At 75.6% G+C, this 18,257-nt stretch carries 14 protein-coding genes; 7 read left to right on the top strand and 7 right to left on the bottom strand.

What is annotated here, in order from left to right; all coding sequences use genetic code 11:
* Window positions 1-18: 18 nt before the first annotated feature.
* Both ACZ6Y7_RS23390 and ACZ6Y7_RS23385 read right to left on the bottom strand, forming a co-directional pair.
* Complete coding sequence (locus ACZ6Y7_RS23390) at window positions 19-768, bottom strand: IclR family transcriptional regulator (RefSeq protein ID WP_465759856.1); 750 nt, start codon at window positions 766-768, stop codon at window positions 19-21.
* A complete protein-coding gene (locus ACZ6Y7_RS23385) occupies window positions 765-1,916 on the bottom strand; it encodes a sugar kinase (protein WP_465759855.1) in 1,152 nt (383 codons plus the stop codon). Before ACZ6Y7_RS23385 ends, ACZ6Y7_RS23390 begins: the two co-directional genes overlap by 4 nt.
* 300 nt (window positions 1,917-2,216) lie before the next feature.
* Between ACZ6Y7_RS23385 and ACZ6Y7_RS23380 the strand changes: the two genes are divergently transcribed.
* The 5 genes from ACZ6Y7_RS23380 to ACZ6Y7_RS23360 all read left to right on the top strand — a co-directional run bounded on the left by ACZ6Y7_RS23380 (window position 2,217) and on the right by ACZ6Y7_RS23360 (window position 8,992).
* On the top strand, window positions 2,217-3,518 hold the full coding sequence (locus tag ACZ6Y7_RS23380; RefSeq protein WP_465759854.1) for a type III PLP-dependent enzyme domain-containing protein: 1,302 nt from the start codon (window positions 2,217-2,219) through the stop codon (window positions 3,516-3,518).
* The gene (locus tag ACZ6Y7_RS23375) at window positions 3,518-5,371 is read left to right on the top strand and encodes an N-acyl-D-amino-acid deacylase family protein (RefSeq protein ID WP_465759853.1); all 1,854 of its coding nucleotides are present in this window, start codon (window positions 3,518-3,520) and stop codon (window positions 5,369-5,371) included. The genes ACZ6Y7_RS23380 and ACZ6Y7_RS23375 overlap by 1 nt, the downstream gene beginning before the upstream one ends.
* Window positions 5,368-5,988, top strand: a complete 621-nt coding sequence (locus tag ACZ6Y7_RS23370) for a bifunctional 4-hydroxy-2-oxoglutarate aldolase/2-dehydro-3-deoxy-phosphogluconate aldolase (protein WP_465759852.1) — start codon at window positions 5,368-5,370, stop codon at window positions 5,986-5,988. Before ACZ6Y7_RS23375 ends, ACZ6Y7_RS23370 begins: the two co-directional genes overlap by 4 nt.
* Window positions 5,989-6,180: 192 nt before the next feature.
* Window positions 6,181-7,782: an alpha-amylase family glycosyl hydrolase gene (locus tag ACZ6Y7_RS23365; RefSeq protein ID WP_465759851.1), complete on the top strand. Its 1,602-nt coding sequence runs from the start codon at window positions 6,181-6,183 to the stop codon at window positions 7,780-7,782.
* Window positions 7,783-7,939: 157 nt separating this feature from the next.
* On the top strand, window positions 7,940-8,992 hold the full coding sequence (locus ACZ6Y7_RS23360; RefSeq protein WP_465759850.1) for an ABC-2 transporter permease: 1,053 nt from the start codon (window positions 7,940-7,942) through the stop codon (window positions 8,990-8,992).
* Between the two features lie 172 nt (window positions 8,993-9,164).
* On the opposite strand, the gene ACZ6Y7_RS23355 is transcribed toward ACZ6Y7_RS23360, so the two are convergent.
* A complete protein-coding gene (locus ACZ6Y7_RS23355) occupies window positions 9,165-9,872 on the bottom strand; it encodes a (2Fe-2S)-binding protein (RefSeq protein ID WP_465759898.1) in 708 nt (235 codons plus the stop codon).
* 294 nt (window positions 9,873-10,166) lie between these two features.
* A complete protein-coding gene (locus tag ACZ6Y7_RS23350) occupies window positions 10,167-10,778 on the bottom strand; it encodes a hypothetical protein (RefSeq protein WP_465759849.1) in 612 nt (203 codons plus the stop codon).
* Window positions 10,779-11,001: 223 nt separating this feature from the next.
* On the opposite strand from ACZ6Y7_RS23350, the gene ACZ6Y7_RS23345 reads away from it, so the two are divergent.
* On the top strand, window positions 11,002-12,303 hold the full coding sequence (locus tag ACZ6Y7_RS23345) for a sensor histidine kinase (protein WP_465759848.1): 1,302 nt from the start codon (window positions 11,002-11,004) through the stop codon (window positions 12,301-12,303).
* A gap of 130 nt (window positions 12,304-12,433) precedes the next feature.
* Here ACZ6Y7_RS23345 and ACZ6Y7_RS23340 read toward each other — a convergent pair whose 3' ends face one another.
* A complete protein-coding gene (locus ACZ6Y7_RS23340; RefSeq protein WP_465759847.1) occupies window positions 12,434-14,029 on the bottom strand; it encodes a purple acid phosphatase family protein in 1,596 nt (531 codons plus the stop codon).
* Window positions 14,030-14,239: 210 nt separating this feature from the next.
* On the opposite strand from ACZ6Y7_RS23340, the gene ACZ6Y7_RS23335 reads away from it, so the two are divergent.
* Window positions 14,240-14,899, top strand: coding sequence for a response regulator (locus tag ACZ6Y7_RS23335; RefSeq protein ID WP_465759897.1), 660 nt, complete (start codon window positions 14,240-14,242; stop codon window positions 14,897-14,899).
* Window positions 14,900-15,366: 467 nt separating this feature from the next.
* On the opposite strand, the gene ACZ6Y7_RS23330 is transcribed toward ACZ6Y7_RS23335, so the two are convergent.
* Together ACZ6Y7_RS23330 and ACZ6Y7_RS23325 are read right to left on the bottom strand one after the other, a co-directional pair.
* Window positions 15,367-17,028, bottom strand: a complete 1,662-nt coding sequence (locus tag ACZ6Y7_RS23330; RefSeq protein WP_465759846.1) for a peptide-N4-asparagine amidase — start codon at window positions 17,026-17,028, stop codon at window positions 15,367-15,369.
* Between the two features lie 250 nt (window positions 17,029-17,278).
* Window positions 17,279-18,181 (bottom strand): LysR family transcriptional regulator, encoded by a 903-nt coding sequence (locus ACZ6Y7_RS23325; RefSeq protein WP_465759845.1) that lies wholly within the window; start codon window positions 18,179-18,181, stop codon window positions 17,279-17,281.
* Window positions 18,182-18,257: the final 76 nt, after the last annotated feature.

Below are 18,257 nucleotides of genomic sequence, written 5' to 3'. Positions count from 1 at the left end.
TTGGTGGGCGACGGATCGTCAGCTGGATTCGGGGCGGCCGCAGTCGGCCGAGACGGCGCGAGCGGTGGCGAGCAACTGGGGGAGGAGGTCCAGCACCTGGTCGTACGGGAGGACGACGTCCGGGACGGAGATGGACGCGGCGGCGACGACCCGTCCGCTGGCGTCCCGGATCGGCGCGGCCACGCAGTTGATGAAGGCCTCGTGCTCGGCGTGGTCCTGCGCCCAGCCCTGGGCGGCGACCTTCTCCAGCTCGGCGAGCAGGGCCTCGGGGGTGGTGAGCGTGCGCTCGGTGTGCCGGACGAAGTCGATCCCGGCCACCACCCGGCGGCGCTCGGGCAGCGGCAGGTCGGCCAGCAGCACCTTGGAGACGGCGGCGCTGTGCAGCGCGGCGCGCAGGCCGATCCGGGAGTACATCCGGACCGGGTGGCGGGAGTCGAACTTGTCGATGTAGACCACCTCGCCGCCCTCGTACGCGGCCAGGTGCACGGTCTGGCCGGTCGCGGCGTTCAGCTCGGCCAGGTGCGGGCCGGCGATCCGGCGGACGCCGCGCTGCTCCAGGGCCAGGCCGGAGAGCGCGAAGAGACCGGCGCCGAGGTGGTAGCGGTAGGCCGCGTCGCGGTAGACGAATCGTTCCTCTTCGAGGCTCTGGAGCAGCCGGAGCACCGTCGTCTTGTGGACGCCGAGCACCTCGGCGAGCTGGTCGAGGGAACGTTCGCCCTCGCCGAGCTCGGCGAGGATGCGCAGGGCGCGGGTGACGGTCTGGCTCATCGTGCTCCGCTCCGGGGGCCGGGGTTCGTGCTCATGGTGTTCGGGCGGCCGGGCCGGGCCGGGGCGGCGGACGCCGCGCGGCCGGTGGGCAGGGTCGGGCCGGTGATGCCGTCGGCGGTGACCCGGGTGGCGGCCCAGTCGGCGGGGGAGGCGTCGAGCAGCGCCGACACCACGGCGGCGGGCGGCAGTTCGGCCTGGTCGCCGTGGGCGGTCAGCGCGCAGGCGGCGCTCAGGTGGCCGAGCCGCAGCCGACGGCGCTGGTCCAGGCCGCGGACGGTGCCGGCCAGGTAGCCGGCGGCGAAGGCGTCCCCCGCGCCCGTGGCCTCGACCACCTCCACGGCGAGGGCCGGTTCGGTGACCGCCGTGCCGTCCCGCTCCAGAGCCGTGACGTGCCGGTCCGCGTCCTTGACCACGAGGGTCGCGGGGGACGGGAAGCGGCGGCGCAGGGCGGTCGGGTCACCGGTGCCGAAGGCGGCCTGCGCCTCGTCGGCGCCGAGCAGCAGCAGGTCGGCGGCGTCCAGCAGGGGCGGCAGTACGGCCGGATCGCGGTCCCGCCACAGCGCGGGGCGCCAGTTGAGGTCGAAGCTGACGAGCCGGCCCGGACGGCGGTCGGCGAGCAGGACGCGCAGCAGGGCGAGGCAGTCGTCGGAGAGCGCGGCGGTGATGCCGGACAGGTGCAGCAGGCGGGCTCCGGCCAGCAGGGCGGCGGCGGCCGGGTCGGTGAGCAGGGCGGGGGAGAGCGCGGCGGCCGCCGAGCCGCGCCGGTGGTAGTGCAGGCGACTGCGGCCGGGGCCGAGGTCGTGGTCGTGGCCGGTGGTGCCGCCGACCTCCTTGAGGTAGAGGCCGGTCGGGCGGTGCGGATCGACCCTGACGGCCGAGACGTCCACGCCGCGCGCCGCGACCTCGGCGAGCAGGCGGCGGCCGAAGCCGTCGTCACCGACCCGGCTGATCCAGGCGGTCGGCACGCCGAGCGCGGCCAGCGTGCCGGCCACGTTGGACTCGGCGCCGCCGACGGAGAGCCGGAAGTGCTCCACCGACTCCAGCGGGCCGGGGCGGTCCGGGAGCAGCACGGCCATCGACTCGCCCACGCACACGGCCGCCGGGCGCGGGCCCGGGCGGGGCGGGCCCTGGGTGTCCTGTCGCGGCATGGGCGGGGCTCCTCGTCTGCGGCCGGGCCGTCGCGTGCGGGGCCGGTCGGTCGAGCGTGCGTCGGTTCCGGGCGGTCCGGGCCGGGGTCCGGCCTGGGCGTCCGGGGCGGAGATGTGTGGAGTCGGGTCCGGGTCGGGCGGGTCAGGGTCGGGCGGGGTCGGGTCCGGGGCGGGTTCGGCCGGGTCCGCTCGGTGTGAGCCGGTTCCGTTGACCGTGATCCGGCGCCGATGCTAGAACCGTGCTGCCAGCATGTGCAACCCTCGTTGCGCATGTTGCAACATGGCGGATGGAGGAAGACGGTGGAGCAGACCTTCGCGAGCGGCGGCACCGGGCCGGGCATCGCCCGCGGCGCGGTGGCGGCCCTGGCCGACGAGCCGCTGGACTGGCGGTTCAAGGCCGCGCCGCCGGAGTCGTGGGGCCGCACCGTACGGGAGTGGCTGGCCGACGGGCCGACGCTCTCCTCGCTCGGCACCCCGCTGCTCACCCTGGACGGTGCCGCGGTCGAGCACAACGTCCGCACCATGGCCGACTGGTGCGCCAAGGCGGGCGTCGCGCTCGCCCCGCACGGCAAGACCACCATGGCGCCCGCCCTCTGGCAGGCCCAGCTCGACGCCGGAAGCCACGGCATCACCCTCGCCAACCTGCCCCAGGTGCGGGTCGCCCGGGCCTTCGGGGTGCAGCGGATCCTGCTCGCCAACACCCTGCTCGACCCGGCCGGACTCGCCTGGCTCGCCGACGAGCTCGCCGCCGACCCGTCCTTCGCCTTCCTCTCCTGGGTCGACTCCGCCGAGAGCGTGCGGCTGATGGACGAGGCGCTGCGCGCCGCCGGGGCCGCGCGGCCGGTCGAGGTGCTGGTCGAACTCGGCGGCCCGGGCGGACGGACCGGCGCCCGCGGAGTGGACGCCGCCGTCGAGGTCGCGGCCGCCGTGCTGCGCGCCCCCACCCTGCGGCTCGCGGGCGTCGGCGGGTACGAGGGCGCGCTCGCGCACGACGCCACGGCCGGCGGACTGGCCACCGTCCGCGAGTACCTCGCGGCGCTGGCCCGGCTGCACGGCCGGCTCGCGAGCGCCTACCCGGACGGAGCGCCGCCGGTGGTCACGGCCGGAGGCAGTGCCTACTTCGACCTGGTGGTCGAGGAGTTGGCGGACCTTCCGGACGCCCTGGTGGTGCTGCGCTCGGGCGCCTACATCGCCCACGACGACGGCTTCTACCGGGGCATCTCGCCGCTCGCCCGGGCCGGCGGCGAGGCGCCGTTCCGCGGTGCGCTGCACGGCTGGGCCCGGGTGATCTCCCGGCCCGAGCCGCAGCTCGCGCTGTTGGACGCCGGGAAGCGCGACCTGCCCTTCGACGAGGGGCTGCCCGAGCCGCAACGGGTGCGCGGAGGAGCCGAGTTGACCGGTACAGCGGCCCGGATCACCGCGCTCAACGACCAGCACGCCTTCCTGCGGGACGCGGGCGACCTGGCGCCGATCGGCGCGGTGCTGCGGTTGGGGGTGTCGCACCCGTGCACGGCCTTCGACAGGTGGACGGCGATCCCGGTGCTGGATTCGGCGGACGCGGCCGAACCGAAGGTCACCGGGCTGGTCAGGACCTTCTTCTGATGGCCGGGGCGAGAGCGGCCGGGGCGGCTCCGGGTGCCGCGGGTGCGGGCGGGGCGGCTCCGGGTGCCGCGGGTGCGGCCGGGGCGGGTGCGGGCGGGGCGGGTGCGGGCGGGGCGGATGTCGGCGGTCCAGGCGAGGCGGGCGGTCAGGGCAGGGCGGGCGGTCCGGGCGGAGGTGCGGCCGGGGCGGGTGCGACGGTCTTCCGCGGCGCCACCGTCGTGGACGGCACCGGCGCCGAGCGCTACCGGGCGGACGTACGGATCGCCGACGGCCTGATCACCGAGATCGGCGACCGACTCACCGCGCCCGAGGTGGTGGACGCCGACGGGCTGGTCCTGGCCCCCGGCTTCATCGACATGCACGCCCACTCCGACCTCGCCCTGCTGCTCGACCCCGACCACCCGGCCAAGGTCACCCAGGGCGTCACCTGCGAGGTCCTCGGCCAGGACGGCCTGTCCTACGCCCCGGTGGACGACAGCACCCTGCCCGCGCTGCGCCGCCAACTCGCCGGCTGGAACGGCGATCCGGCCGATCTCGACTGGGACTGGCGCGACACCGCCGGTTACCTGGACCGGATCGACCGCACCGGCGTCGCCGTCAACGCCTGCTACCTCGTGCCGCACGGCACGCTCCGTACGCTCGTCCTCGGGTGGGCCGACCGCCCGCCCACCGCGGCCGAACTCGACCGGATGCGGCAGGTGTTGGCGCGGAACCTGCTGGACGGCGCGGTCGGCATGTCCAGCGGCCTCAGCTACACCCCCGGGACGTACGCGGACACCGCCGAACTGGTCGCGCTGTGCACCGTGGTCGCGGCCTACGGGGGCTTCCACGCGCCGCACCAACGCTCGTACGGAGAAGGGGCGTTGGAGGGATACGCGGAGATGGTGGAGATCTCCCGGCGGAGCGGCTGCGGGCTGCACCTGACCCACGCCACGATGAACTTCGGCGTCAACCGGGGCCGGGCCGGCGAACTGCTGGACCTGCTCGACCGGGCGCTCGCCGACGGCGTGGACCTCACCCTGGACAGCTACCCCTACCTGCCCGGCTCCACCACCCTGGCCGCCCTGCTGCCGAGTTGGGCCGCCGAGGGCGGACCGTCGGCGACGCTGGCCAGGCTCACCGATCCGGCGCAGTGCGCCCGGATCCGGTACGAGATGGAGGAGAAGGGCAGCGACGGCTGCCACGGCGTGGTCACCGACTGGGCGACGGTCCAGATCTCCGGCGTGCGGTCGGCCGGACTGGCGCCCACCGTCGGCCGGACCGTCGCCGAACTCGCCGTCGAACAGCGGCGGACCGGCACGGAGGTCTTCCTGGACCTGCTGCGCCGGGACGAGTTGGGCACGACGATCCTCCAGCACGTCGGGCACGAGGAGAACGTCCGGGCGATCATGCGCCACCGGGCGCACACCGTCGGCAGCGACGGGCTGCTGGTCGGTGCCCGGCCGCACCCGCGCGCCTGGGGCACCTTCCCGCGCTACCTCGGCCACTACAGCCGGGAGTCGGGCGTCCTGACGCTGGAGGAGACCGTCGCCCGGATGACCGGTCGGCCCGCCGCCCGGTTGGGCCTGCACCGCCGCGGCCGGATCGCCCCGGGCCACCACGCCGACCTGGTGCTGTTCGACCCCGAGCGGATCCGGGACACCGCCACCTTCGAGGAGCCTCGGCGGCCCGCCGAGGGCATCGAGGCCGTGTACGTCAACGGCGTCGCCGTCCTCCGGGAGGGCCGCACCACCGGCGCCCGGCCCGGACGGGCGCTGCGCCGCACCGACCGGGGAACCCGGGCCGTCGACCGGGGGATCCGCCCCGCCGACCTGGGAACCCGGGCCGTCGACCGAGGAGTCCGCGCCGGATGAACCCCCTCTCCGCCCTCAGGCGCGACCGGGTGATCGCGGTGGTCCGCGCGCCGCGGATCCCGGACGCCCCCGCGCTGTGCGCCGCGCTCGCCGCCGGCGGCATCGACTGGACCGAATTCACCTACACCACACCCGATGTGACGGGACATCTGAAGATGGCGGCACGGGCCGGGTACCGGGTCGGCGTCGGCACCGTGCTGACCGCGGACCAGGCCGAGCGCGGGGTCGCGGTCGGGGCGTCCTTCCTGGTCACGCCCGGCTGCCGGCCCGAGGTCGCGCGGGCCGCGCAGGCCGCCGGGGTGCCGGTGGTGCTCGGGGCGCTCACCCCGACCGAGGTGGCCCACGCCGTCGACCTCGGTGCCGCCGCCGTCAAGATCTTCCCCTCCCGGGCGTTCGGCCCCGGCTACTTCAAGGACCTGCGCGGCCCGTACCCGGACGTCCCGCTGGTGGCCTCGGGCGGGGTGAACGCCGGCAACGCCGCCGAGTTCCTGGCGCAGGGCGCGCTCGCGGTCTGCGCCGGCACGGACGTGGTGCCGCCGGAGGCGGTCGCGGCGGGTGACTGGGCGGAGATCACCCGGCGGGCCAGGGCGTTCACGGCGGCCTGCGGGGGCGCCTGAGGCCAGGACACGCGTCCGCCCGGCCGGACCGAGCGCCCGGCCGGGCGGACGCGGCGGGGGCGAGGCGGGGGCTGTCGGGACGGCCGGGATTGGACGAGAATCGGTGGCACCCGGCTCGGCCCCGGCCGAGTCCGGCCCGGCTCAGCCCCGCCCGGTGCACCCGGGCCCCGGACCCGGCAGGAGGACCCGCCCATGACCTCGACCCGCCCCGGCCCCGACTGGCTCGCCGACGCCGTCCTCTACCAGATCTACCCGCAGACCTTCGCCGACTCCGACGGCGACGGCATCGGCGACTTCGCCGGCATCACCGAGCACCTCGACCACCTCGCCTGGCTCGGCGTCGACACGGTGTGGCTCAACCCCTGCTTCGCCTCGCCGTTCCGCGACGCCGGCTACGACATCACCGACTACCTCGCCCCCGCCCCGCGCTACGGCAGCACCGAGGACCTGGTCGCGCTGGTCGAGGCCGCCCGCGGCAAGGGCATCCGGATCCTGCTGGACCTGGTCGCCGGGCACACCTCGGACCGCCACCCGTGGTTCCTGGCCGCCGCCGAGGACCCGGCCGACCACCGCTACATCTGGTCCGACCGGCAGGTGGACGGCTTCGTCGCCTCGCCCGGCAGCCGCCCCGGCTGGTACCGGCCGAACTTCTTCGACTGTCAGCCGGCCCTCAACTTCGGCTACGCGCGCAGCCGTTCGGACGAACCCTGGCGCCAGCCGGTGGACGCCGAGGGCCCGCGCGCCAACCGGGCGGCACTGCGCGGGATCATGGCGCACTGGCTCGGGCTCGGCGTCTCCGGCTTCCGGGTGGACATGGCGTACTCGCTGGTCAAGGACGATCCGGGCACGGTGGAGACGGCCAAGCTCTGGACCGAGCTGCGCGACTGGCTGGACCGCACCCACCCCCAGGCCGCCCTGCTCGCCGAGTGGGGGGACCCGGCCACCGCCGTCGCGGCCGGCTTCCACGCGGACTTCTTCCTGCACTTCGGCGGCGCGGACCAGGGCCTCCCGCTGCGCTCCCTCTGGAACAACAACGGCGGTACGGTCGAGGAGTTCTGGCACCAGGAGGCGTGCTACTTCGAGGCCGAGGGCCGGGGCACCCCGCAGTACTTCCTGGACGCCTGGCGCTCGGCCGCCGAACTCACCGAGGGCAGCGGGCACATCGTGCTGCCGACCGCGAACCACGACTTCTCCCGGCTGGCCGCGGGATCGCGCACCGCCGAGCAACTCGCCCCCGCCTTCGCCTTCCTGCTCACCTGGCCCACCCTCCCGGCCGTCTACTACGGCGACGAGATCGGCATGCGCTACCTGCCCGGTCTGCCCGACACCGAGGGCAGCGCGCTCGGCCCGCGCTTCAACCGGGCCGGTTCGCGCACGCCGATGCAATGGACTCCCGGCGCCACGGCCGGGTTCTCCAGCGCGCCGCCCGAGCGGCTGTACCTGCCGGTGGACCCGGACCCCCACCGCCCGGACGTGCTCTCCCAGCGGGCGGACCCGACCTCGCTCCTGCACACCGTGCGCCGGCTGATCGCGCTGCGCCGGGCCCACCCGGGGCTGGGCTCCGGGGGCGGGGTGGAGGTCCGGAACGCCGGGTACCCGCTGGTCTACACCCGGGCCGGTCGGTACCTGGTGGCGGTCAACCCGCGCCGGGAGCCGGGCGCCGTGAGCCTGTCCGCCCTGCCGCAACGGGGGCGACCGTCCGAGGTGCGGCCGCTGGAGGTGCGGGGCGTGCGGGTGGCGGACGGGGAGCTGCGGGCGGACGGGTTCTCGTACGGCGTGTTCGAGCTGGTCTGAGCGCGGACGGGGAGGCCGGCCGGTTCGGGCCGGCTTCCCCGTACCGCAGAACGGTTGTAAGCTACATCCGTAAACGGTTGCATTTACCATCCACATTGGTTGTATTTGCCATCTTTACGAAGCGGATGAGACACCACCGGAGGACGGTACGAACGCCATGAGCACACCCCAGAACCCCGCCGCGGCGCCCACGCCGGGGCACCCGCTCAAGCACCTCGCCGTCCACCTGATCACGCCGCTGCTGATGTGCCTCGGCATGGCGCTCGCCTACCAGGGCGCCTTCCACCAGCCGGAACCGCACCACCTCAAGGTCGCCGTGGTCGGCACCACGCCGCAGGCGCACGGGCTGGCGGAGGCGATCCGGCAGAAGGCCGGGGACGCGCTCGACGTCCGCACCCTCGACGACCGCGCCGCCGCCGAGCGGCAACTGCGCGACCGCGACCTGGTCGGCGCCTTCGTGCCGGACGCCCGGAGCCCCGAGCTGATCGTCGCCAAGGGGAACTCGGACACCTCGGTGGTCGCCGCCACAGCGGTGTTCACGAACGTCACCGACCAGCGGGGTGTCCCGCTGCACGTCACCGACCTGACCACGCCGGCCGAGGGCGACCCGACCGGCCAAGGCCTGTTCTTCCTCCTGGTCGCGCTGAGCATCGGCTCGTACGCGAGCGTCGCGGTCATCGGCGCCGCCGGAGCCGCGCTGGGCATGGGGCTCCGGGTGGCGGTCGGGGTGGCGGTCTCGCTGGCGGTCAGCGTGATCGGGATCGTCACCGCCGGGCCGGTGTTCCACGTCGTCGACCACGACCTCGCCGCGGTCTGGGCGCTCGGCTGGCTCTACTCGGCGGGCATCCTGCTGATCGGCGTCGGCCTGCACAGCTTCCTGAAGAAGTGGACCACGCTGACGATGATGGTCCTGTTCGTGATGCTCAACTTCACCTCCTCCGGCGGCATCTACCGCCCCGAGCTGCAGAACGGCTTCTTCGGCGCCCTGCACGGCTTCTGGACCGGCGCCGGCTTCCTGGAGGGAGCGCGCAGCCTGCTCTACTTCGACGGCGGCGCGGGCCTCGGCGGGCACGTCGTGACCCTGCTGGTCTGGCTGCTGCTCGGCGGCGTGGCCGTGCTGGCCGGGGCGGCCTACGAGCGCCGCGGGCGGCGCGCGGTGGAGACGCCGGCCGAGGCGGAGGAGGAGATGGAGGAGGCGGTCGCGGTCTGACCGCGCCCCCACGGGAAGACTCCGCCCGGTGCCGCGGGCATCGGCACCGGGCGGGGACGGCGGCCCGCGTTCCGGCCCTGGACAAGCCGGACGCGGGCCGGAACGCGGGCCGCCCCGGCCGGCGCGCGTGGTGCGGGTAGGCCGGTCAGCCGGCGCGCTTGGCGTGGGCGGCTCAGCGGATGCGCTCGGCGCGCGCGGGCGGCTGGGTGAAGCAGCAGTCCCCGCAGAGCCCGGCGCCCGGCCCGACCCGGTAGTAGAGGCAGCAGCTGTTCCGTCGGAACGCGGTGCCGCGAGGGCCGGTGCGCAGTGTGCCGGACCCCGCCAGCGGCGGACGGTCCAGCAGCTCCGCGACCAACGCCCGTGCGGGGCCCGGTGCGTGGGCGTCCAGCACCCGGAGCGTGCCGGCCAACGCGGAGGCGGCGTTGCCCAGCAGCAGGCGCGGTGAGAGCGGGGCGGCGGCCCGGACGGCGGCCGCCAGCGGCTCCAACCGGCCCACCAGGACGGCTGTGTGGAGCCGGTCGGCGAGCGAGGCGGAGGAGGGGTGGACCGGCTCCGGAGGCGTCCAGAGATCGATCGGGCCCTGGTCCGGGATCCGTACCCAGGCGTGTTCCAGGGTCGGGACCGTCCCCAGCAGGACGGCCGAGCCGAGGCCCACCGACCAGAAGCGGGCGGCCAACCCGAGGTGCAGGATCGAGGCGGCGACCCGGGGTTCGGCGGTGCCGAGGCGCCGGGCCACCACCCGCAGGCGGGCGGCCAGCGGGGCGTCCGGGCCGGTGGCGTACAGCTCGGGCAACGGGCGGAAGCCCTCGGGCGGACCGCCGGGGGAGGTGTCCAGCGCGAAGTACGGCCCGACGGCGGCGAGTCGGCCGTAGTCGGGCAGCCTCGGCCCGCCGGCCGGGGCCCCGGGTGCGGAGCGGCGAGGACCCGGCGCGGAGGTCAACGGCCCTCCCCTGTGAAGTCGTTGGACCCCGCGCCCTGCTGCGGGTGGCCCTCGTGCCGCCGGCCGTGGAGCGGTCGGGCGGTCGGGCGGTCAGATGCCATCGGGGCCTCCGGGGTCCAGGTGGTCGGGTGGCGGCGGGGCGCCGGCGCACACCCCCGTGGCGCGCCGTCGCCGTGGCGCCGCCACCCCCGTACGGACCCCTGGAGGCCCCGGAGCGCCCTGGTCGGGCGGGTGTCAGCCGCGCACGGTGAAGTCGCCACCGGTCGTGCGGATGAACGGTACCGCGCCCTGGCAGTCCGACACCGGCTGGCCGAGCGCCCCCCAGACCCAGCCGAGCCGGTCCCTGCGCGGGCCGTTGTCCTCCACGGAGATCGAGACCTTCTGGCCGGCCATCTCCAGGCCCGGGAACCAGGGCGCCTCGCCCTTGGTGATCACACCGGTGGCGATCGCCTCCCGCCCGCCGACGCCGAGGCAGGTGATGTCCCCCTCGAAGTCGGCGACCAGCCGCCCGTCGTGGTGCACGTGGCGGACGTGGAAGCGGCCCCGGGTGCCGCCCGGGTCGGTGTCGGTGGCGGCGCGGGCGTCGACCGAGATCCGGACCGGGTCGCCGGCGAAGTCACCGAAGGCGGAGGTGAGGACGGTGTCCGCGGTGCCGCGCACGCTCACCGCCCCGAAGTCCTTTGCGGCGGCGGATCGTTCGACGCCCGAGGACGGCCTGACAGCGGCCTGCCTGGCGGCGGCCGGCTGGGCGGCGGCGGGTTCGGCGGCGGAGGCCGGTACGGCGGTGGCGACCGCGGCGGCCGGCAGCAGGAGCGAGGCCGCGACGGCGGCGAGGCGACGGTTCAAGGCGGTTCGTTCTCCTTCGGGGTGGTCGTTCCGACGGCTACGAGTCTGCTCCGGACCGCGCCCGGCGGGCCTCCCGCTGGGGAGCGGAGTCGGACGCGACCCGCTCCCCCGCAGGAAGGAGCCCGGCCTCCCCCGGCAGAGCTGCCCGAGGAGTCGGATCCCTCCGTCGCCGGTGCCCGAGCAGCCCGACCGCCCCGACGGGGCTGCCCGTAGGCTCGGCCGGGTGCGCACCGATTCCCCGCCCCGCCCGGCCGTGCCGCGTTCCGCCCGGCTCCGGCCGTCGTCGGCCGTCCTGGCCGTGCTGCTGCTGTCGGCGCCCGTGGCGCTCGCCCACCCCGGCGACCGCGGTGCGGCGGCGCTGCCCGCCCTGACGGCCGTGCTCGCCGCCGTGGTGGCGGTGCTGCCGTGGCCCACCGGGCGGATCACGCTCGGCGCTGCCGCCGGGGCCGCGGCCGGGGCCTCGCTGCTGCTCGACCTGCTCTACCCCGGGCCGTACCGGCTGCCCGCGTTCTGGCTGCCCTTCGAGTGGACGGCACTGCTCGTGGTGCTGTTCCGGGCCGTTCGCCGGCTGCCCGACCGGTGGGCGGGGCCGGTCGGGGGGCTGGTGGGGCTCGCGACCGTCCTGCTGCCACTGCGGTTCGCGCTCCGGACGCCCCAGGGCGGTGCGGCCGGGCCGGTGATCGGCGTGCTGCTCTCCCTGCTGTCGGCGCTCACGGTCGCGGGGGTGGCCCTCTACCTGCGCGTCCTGGACGCCCGCCGGGAGCGGGCCGTCGCCCGGGCCCGGCGCGAGCAGCGGCTTGAGGTCGCCCGGGGGCTGCACGACTTCGTCGCCCACGAGATCACCGGCATCGTGCTGGAGGCCCAGGCCGGCCAACTCCCGGGCCAGGAGCCGGAGGAGACCGCCGCGCTGCTGCGCCGTCTGGAGGAGGCCGGGCTGCGGGCACTGGACTCGATGGACGAGATGGTCGGGGCGTTGCGGGAGCCGCAGCCCGGGGAGCCCGGGGAGGCCGGGGAGGCCGGGGAGGCCGGGGAGGCCGGGGAGGCCGGGGAGGCCGGGGAGGCCGGGGAACGGGGCGAGCGGGGTGGTGCGCAGCCAGCCGGGGCGACCACGCGCCGACTGGGCCTGGCCGACCTCCCCGACCTCGTCGCCCGCTTCGACGCGCCGGGCGGCGGACTACGCGCCACCGTCGAGCTGGCCCCCGCCGCCGCCGACCTGCTCCCCGGCGAGACCCAGGCGACCGCCTATGCCGTCGTCCTGGAGGCGCTCACCAACATCCGCCGCCACGCCCCCCGGGCCACCGAGATCGCCGTCCGGGCGGCCCCCGCACGCGACGGCGCCGTCCTGGTGAGCGTCACCGACAACGGCGGCCCGGCCCGCGGGCCGCTGCTGCGCCGCCGCCCGGGCTCCGGCGGGACCGGACTGGCCGGCCTCACCGCCCGGGTCGCCGCCCACGGCGGCTCGCTGACCGCGGGCCCGGTCGACCCGGCGGGCTGGCAGGTCACCTGCACCCTGCCGGGGCGGTGACGGGCCCGGCCGGCCGGGGTGCGGCCGGGGCCTGCGGCGCCGCTCGACGGGCCGACCGGCGCCGCCGGGGCGGGCGCGCGAATCCGCCGCGGAACATCGGCCCGGGACCAGGGGATGAGGGACCAGGGGATCAGCGGCCCCGGCCGCCGCCGCGGGCTCCGCGCGGGCGGGTGAGGGTGAAGCGGTCGACCGGGACGAGGTCGCCGTACGGTCCGCTGACGGAGTAGTAGGTGACGTCGATGGTGGTCTGCCCGCCGCGCTCGCCCGGGTTGACGTCGAAGGACGCGAAGCCGTACGGGTTGTCGGCGTCGCGGAAGGCGGACCAGGGAGCGTCCTCGGTCACGTACACCGGCGGGCGCTTGCCGGTGGCCGGGTCGACGGCGCCGACGCCGGTGATGACGCGGGCCTTCGGGGGGTTGAAGAAGAGCTGGTTGGACGGGACGGAGGTGCCGCCGCCGCCGATCACCATGTGGACGGTGCCCTTGGTGGTGTCGATGGTCCGCGTGCCGGTGGCGACCGGGATCGGGGTGCGGGTGTCGGTCGGCTGCTGGCCGCGGATCGGGTGGGAGCGCTCGTAGTGGTGCTCGTGGCCGCAGACCACCAGGTCCACGCCGTACCTGTCGAACAGCGGCACCCAGGCCTCGCGGATGCCGAGGTCGGCGCCGTTGAACTTGTCGGCGGTGGAGATCACCACCTGGTGCATGCAGACCACGATCCAGTCGATCCCCGGGTCGGCGTCGGCGGCCGCCAACTCCCGCTCCAGCCAGCGCTGCTGTGCGCCGCCGGAGTAGCCGTGGACGTAGGAGTTGCCGCCGTCCTGGAGGGCCACGTCGTCGTTGTTGAGGCTGATGACGCGCACCGAGCCGGCCGTGAACGCGTACCAGAGGCCGTGCAGTTCGTCATCCGAGCCGGACGCCGGGAGCTCGAAGTAGGCCTGGTACGCGCCGTAGCCGATCGGGCCGTTGCCCTTCTCGTTCTCGTGGTTGCCGGCCGCGGGCATCCACGGGCGGTGGCGGGCGGAGCGGGTGTTGTTCTCGAACCAGTCGGACCAGGTGCGGACCGGGTCGGTGGAGAGGTTCGCGTAGCAGAGGTCGCCGTTGAGCAGGTGGAACAGCGGGGCGATCCGCTCGACCCCGGCGGTGGTGTCGCCGGCGGCGGGGCTGCCGAGGTTGTCGTTGACGTAGCCGTTGGCGGTCTTCTTGCCGAGGGTGGGCGTGCCCTGGTCGCCGAAGCTGGTGAAGGTGAACGCCGAGCGGCCGCGCGGGGCGGTGCGGACGGTGCCCAGCTCGGGGGTGGCGCCGTCGTGGAGGGCGGCGTAGACGTAGTCCGTGTCCGGGTGCAGGCCGGTGAGCCGGGCGTGGTGCGCCTGGACCTCCGTGCCGGAGGCGGCGTCCCGGTAGGTGCGGGTCGCGGCCTGCACGGTGCGGCCGAAGCCGCCGTTCGAAGTCCCGTACATCACCCGGGGGTTGGCGACGGACCGGGTGGTGTGCCAGGACACCACCACCTCGCGGGAGGCGTCCGAACCGAACTGGAGGTGCAGACCGGCGACCCGCGGCGCGCCGGAACGACCGGGCCGCTGCCACAGCAGCGGGGAGGCGGCGGGATCGGCCGCCGCCGGGGCGGCCGCGAGGCCGGAGAGGGACACGGCGCCGCCGAGCCCGAGACCGGAGGCGCCGGCCAGGAGTCCGCGCCGGCTGACGGGGAGTCGTCCACTGGATGCGTTCATGGCGGTCAGCTCACCGCACGGAGGTGAACCGCGGCGGGGCCGACGCGTGAACTTTGCGGCGTGGGCGGCGGGCTGGGGCGACGGGCACGGGCCACGGACCGGGGCCACGGGCACGGGCGACGGGCCGGGGCTCCCGCGAGGGCGTGGCAGACTGCCGGGGTGACGAGTGCGAGCGCGGGTGCGGCGGGTGCGAACGGTCAACCCCCGCGGGTGATCCGCACCCTGGTCGCGGACGACCAGGAGGCCGTGCGGCGCGGTGTGCGGCGGATCCTGGAGGCCCAGGCGGACATCGAGGTGGTCGGGGAGGCCGAGGACGGTCTGGCCGCGCTCCACCTGGCGGCCCGACTGCGGCCGGACGTCGCGCTGGTGGACATCCGGATGCCGGGGATGGACGGACTGGAGCTGACCCGGCGGCTGGCCGGTCCCGGGGTGGCCGAGCCGGTGCGGGTGGTGGTGCTGACCACCTTCGACCTGGACGAGTACGTCTACCCGGCGCTGCAGCACGGGGCTTCGGGCTTCCTGCTGAAGCGTTCCGGCCCGTCCCTCCTGGCCGAGGCGGTACGGGCGGCGGCGGACGGGGAGAGCCTGATCAGCCCGTCGGTCACGGTCCGGCTGCTGCGGCACGTGACGGCGCCGCGTCGGCCTGGGCGTCGGGGGCCCGCGGCCGCGGTGCCGTTGACCGAGCGGGAGGTGGAGATCGCCGGGCACGTCGCGGCCGGTCGCACCAACGCGGACATCGCGGCGGAGCTGTTCATCTCGCCGGGGACGGTGAAGACCCACGTCGCCAGCATCCAGCGCAAGCTCGGGGTGGCGAACCGGGTCGGGATCGCCGTGCACGCCTGGGAGATGGGGTACCCCGTCCCCGGGTGACGGGCTGCGCCGGACCGGAGGGGCGCCCCGGGCCGGGGTGGCCCGCGTGGCCGGGGGAGGGAGCCGACATGGACAGCGCGTCCACGGAACCGAGGGGATGCTCCGTGGACGCGCGGAACCTGCGAGGTGGGGGCGGCCTCCGGACGTGATGTCCTCCGGCCGGTAGTTCGATCGTCGACCGAGGTAGAAAACCAGCGGCAGACCCTGATCCGTCTCGATCTGTCGCCACTGCCTCCTGCGGTCGAACTTCCTTCAGCTACCTCGCAGGTCCACCTCCCATGATGCGCCTCCTCGGGCCGGTGCGCCAGGGGTGAACGGGACGAATCCGGGCAATTCTTCCCGTCGATCACCGGGGCGCGGGGGCGGCGCCGAAGCGGCCGGTGCGGCCACACCGGGCAGTGCGGTCAGCGCGGTCGGTGCGGCCACGCCGGCCAGCGCGGGCAGTGCGGTCAGCGCGGGGCGTTAGGTCACTGCGGCCACCCGTCCACGAAGCTCAGCGTGCGGTGGTACGGCCCCTGGGGGCCGGTGCTGCGGTAGTCCTCCGTGCTGCTGCCGGTGCGGACGGTCCGGTCGCCGTCGTGGCGGCGGGCGGTGGGGCGCAGGGTGTGGTCGACGGTGGAGCGCTCGGTGACGTGGCCGCCGGTCGCCGCCGTGCTCTCGCGGTGGTAGCCGAGGTCCATGGTGGTGGTCTGGTCGGTGTTGCCGGCCGGGTCGTGGCTCACCCGGTAGCTCACGTCCAGCGGTTCGCCCTCGTGGACGGTGGTGGTGCGGTGCGGTCCGCCGCCCCAGGTGGAGGTGGTGCGGGTGAGGTCGGTGCCGTTGTGCAGGGTCACGTCGTTGCCGCTGTCGCGCAGCTGCTGTCCGGAGCGGAAGGAGAGGTCGTCGCGGACCTCGGTGGTGATCCGGCCGTGCGAGGTCTGCACCCAGCCCCGGGCGAGGTCGTGGCGGACGGCGGTGACCGTCCAGTCGCCGCTGCCGCCGCCGTGGTCGGCGAGCGCGGTGCCGACGGAGGCCTCCGGGGCGACCCGGTGGTCGGTGAGCTGCCCGGTGGTCCGGGCGGCGCCGTGGTCGACCTCGGCGAACAGGTTGACCTGGCCGGTCCACAGGTCGTTGCTCTGCGCCTCGGCGGCGTTCACCGTCACGCCGACGGTGTGCGGGCGGCCGTCGAGCAGCAGGCCGACGTACGGCGTGAGGTCGAGCCGGTAGGCGGGCAGGTCGAAGGCGAAGATCCCGGGGACGGGCCGCCAGAGCAGCGGGTCCCAGCCGCCGGTGTAGATCACCGGGTAGGGCCAGACCGCGCCGGCCACCCGGCCGTCCACGGTGAGCCGCAGTTCGCGGAACGGGCCCTTGCCGCAGAGGCCGAGGCCGGGATTGGCGGCGACGAAGGCGTCCGGCGCGGAGGCGTACGCGAACTCCTCGCAGGCGCCGCCGCCCCGCGCGTACACCTCGGCGGTGAGGCGTTCCAGGTTCTGCGGGAAGGTGAGTTCGCGCCCGGCGGCGGGCGCGGCCTGGGTGAGTCCGAACGGCCCGGTGGTGAGCAGCCGGTCGGCGCCCCGGGCGGCGGGCCACCGGTCGTCCGCGGTGTAGAAGGTGAGGCTCGCGCTGATCGTGAAGACACCGGTGTAGGTGGCGTCGGTGACGTTGGCGAGGTCGAAGGAGAACTCCTGCGGCCCGCCCGTGAACAGCGGGGCGTAGCGGGTGACGTCGCGCTCGACGTTCCACTCGATGCCGTCCTTGGACGGCTCGGGGGTGGAGGAGAGCAGTACTTGGACGCCGCCGATCCGGACGCTGAAGATCCGGTCGAACTGCCGCCCGGCGACCTGTCCGTGGAGGTCCAGGACGACTGCGGACCAGGGGCCGGCGCAGTCGGCGGGCGGGGTCAGGGTGGCGGTGTACGGGGTGTCGGGCGGGTTGCCGTACCCGTTGCGGAACTCGCGCCGGTGCATCGCCTCGACGGTGCAGGAGCGGGTGTCCGGGCGGGTCAGCGGCCGGGTGGCGGTGACCGGGTCGTGGTAGTCGGTGCCGAAGTCGGCGCGGGCGGGACCGGCGGCGGTGAGGGTGCCGGCCAGGGTGAGGACGGCGGCACCGAGTAAGCCGGCGGCGCGGCGGAGCAGCGGGCGCAGGGCCAAGGCGGATCCCCGGGGTCGGGCGGCCCGGGGCGCTGCCGCGGGCCGGAGGGATGATCCGGCATCCTTCCGGCGGTGGCATGCCAGCGTCAAGGGTGGTGGCGGGCGAGGGGGCGGGCCCGCGCGTCGGGCGCTGCGGTGGTCTGCCGCTCGCGGGCCACGGTTCTCCGAGCGCTGCGGGCCACGGTTCCTCGCGTGCCACGGGCCACGGTTCTCCGAGCGCTGCGGGCCACGGTTCCTCGCGTGCCGCGGCCTACGCTCCTTCGAGCGCCGCCGCCTCCTGGCGGATGAGGTCGCGCAGGACGGCCAGCCGGGGGCGGCGGTCGTCCAGCCGCCACTGCATCTCCAGCGGCAGGGTGGCCCGCCCCTCCAGCCGTACGGTGGCCACCTCCTCGGTGAGGTGGCCGGTCATCGACCCGGGCACCAGTGAGAAGGCGCGGTTGCGGGCGAGGAGGTAGAGCCGGGAGCCGACGATCCGCGGCGGGCTGACCAGTACCGGCGGGTCCACGCCGTGGTCGCCGCAGAGGCCGAGCACGTGGTCGAAGTAGCGGGGGTGCTGCTCGCGCGGCCACAACAGCAGCGGGAGGTCCCGCAGTTCGGCCAGGTGAAGGCTGGTCCGGCCGGCGAGCGGGTGGTCCCGGCCGAGCGCGACCAGCACCGGCTCGTCGGCGATCCGCTCCAGGCGGTAGCCGCCCACCTCGTCCAGGAAGCGGCCGAGGCCGATGTCGGCCAGTTCGGCCGCGAGCGTCGTGGAGACCTGGCCGGTGTCCACGGCGAGTTCGGTGGTGTCGAGTGCGGGCAGCTCCTGCTCGGCCCGGCTGACCACGGCGGGCAGCAGCCGGTTGACCACGCTCGGCGAGGCGACGATCCGGGCCGTGCCCAGCCGGGACTCCTCGTGCAGCCGGACCCGGGTCAGCAGCGCCGTGGCCTGCCCGAGCAGGCGCGCGCTCTCGGTGGCCATCACCTCGCCGGCCTCGGTGAGCGCGACCGAGCGGCGGCTGCGGTCGAACAGCTCGACGCCGACGGTCCGCTCCAGCCGGGCGACCTCCTGGCTGACCGTCGGCTGCGAGATGTGCAGCCGTTCGGCGGCCCGGCCGAAGTGCAGCGTCTCGGCGACGGTCAGGAAGACCTCCAGCTGACGCAAGGTGAAACCCATGCCCGTCAGGGTAGGCGAAGGGTGGACGAACCCATAGGTGACGGCCTATCGGAAGCCCCAGGACTCATTCTGGATT

Source organism: Kitasatospora sp. NPDC053308 (assembly GCF_055585785.1).
Note: the sequence above shows the minus strand (reverse complement) of the source record. Positions and strands in the feature narration are given on the sequence as shown.

Excerpts from the sequence above, each read along its gene's own strand:
- ACZ6Y7_RS23390 (WP_465759856.1), bottom strand. The coding sequence starts at position 768 with ATGAGCCAGACCGTCACCCGCGCCCTGCGCATCCTCGCCGAGCTCGGC.
- ACZ6Y7_RS23385 (WP_465759855.1), bottom strand. The coding sequence starts at position 1,916 with ATGCCGCGACAGGACACCCAGGGCCCGCCCCGCCCGGGCCCGCGCCCG.
- ACZ6Y7_RS23375 (WP_465759853.1), top strand. The coding sequence starts at position 3,518 with ATGGCCGGGGCGAGAGCGGCCGGGGCGGCTCCGGGTGCCGCGGGTGCG.
- ACZ6Y7_RS23370 (WP_465759852.1), top strand. The coding sequence starts at position 5,368 with ATGAACCCCCTCTCCGCCCTCAGGCGCGACCGGGTGATCGCGGTGGTC.
- ACZ6Y7_RS23365 (WP_465759851.1), top strand. The coding sequence starts at position 6,181 with ATGACCTCGACCCGCCCCGGCCCCGACTGGCTCGCCGACGCCGTCCTC.
- ACZ6Y7_RS23360 (WP_465759850.1), top strand. The coding sequence starts at position 7,940 with ATGAGCACACCCCAGAACCCCGCCGCGGCGCCCACGCCGGGGCACCCG.
- ACZ6Y7_RS23340 (WP_465759847.1), bottom strand. The coding sequence starts at position 14,029 with ATGAACGCATCCAGTGGACGACTCCCCGTCAGCCGGCGCGGACTCCTG.
- ACZ6Y7_RS23325 (WP_465759845.1), bottom strand. The coding sequence starts at position 18,181 with ATGGGTTTCACCTTGCGTCAGCTGGAGGTCTTCCTGACCGTCGCCGAG.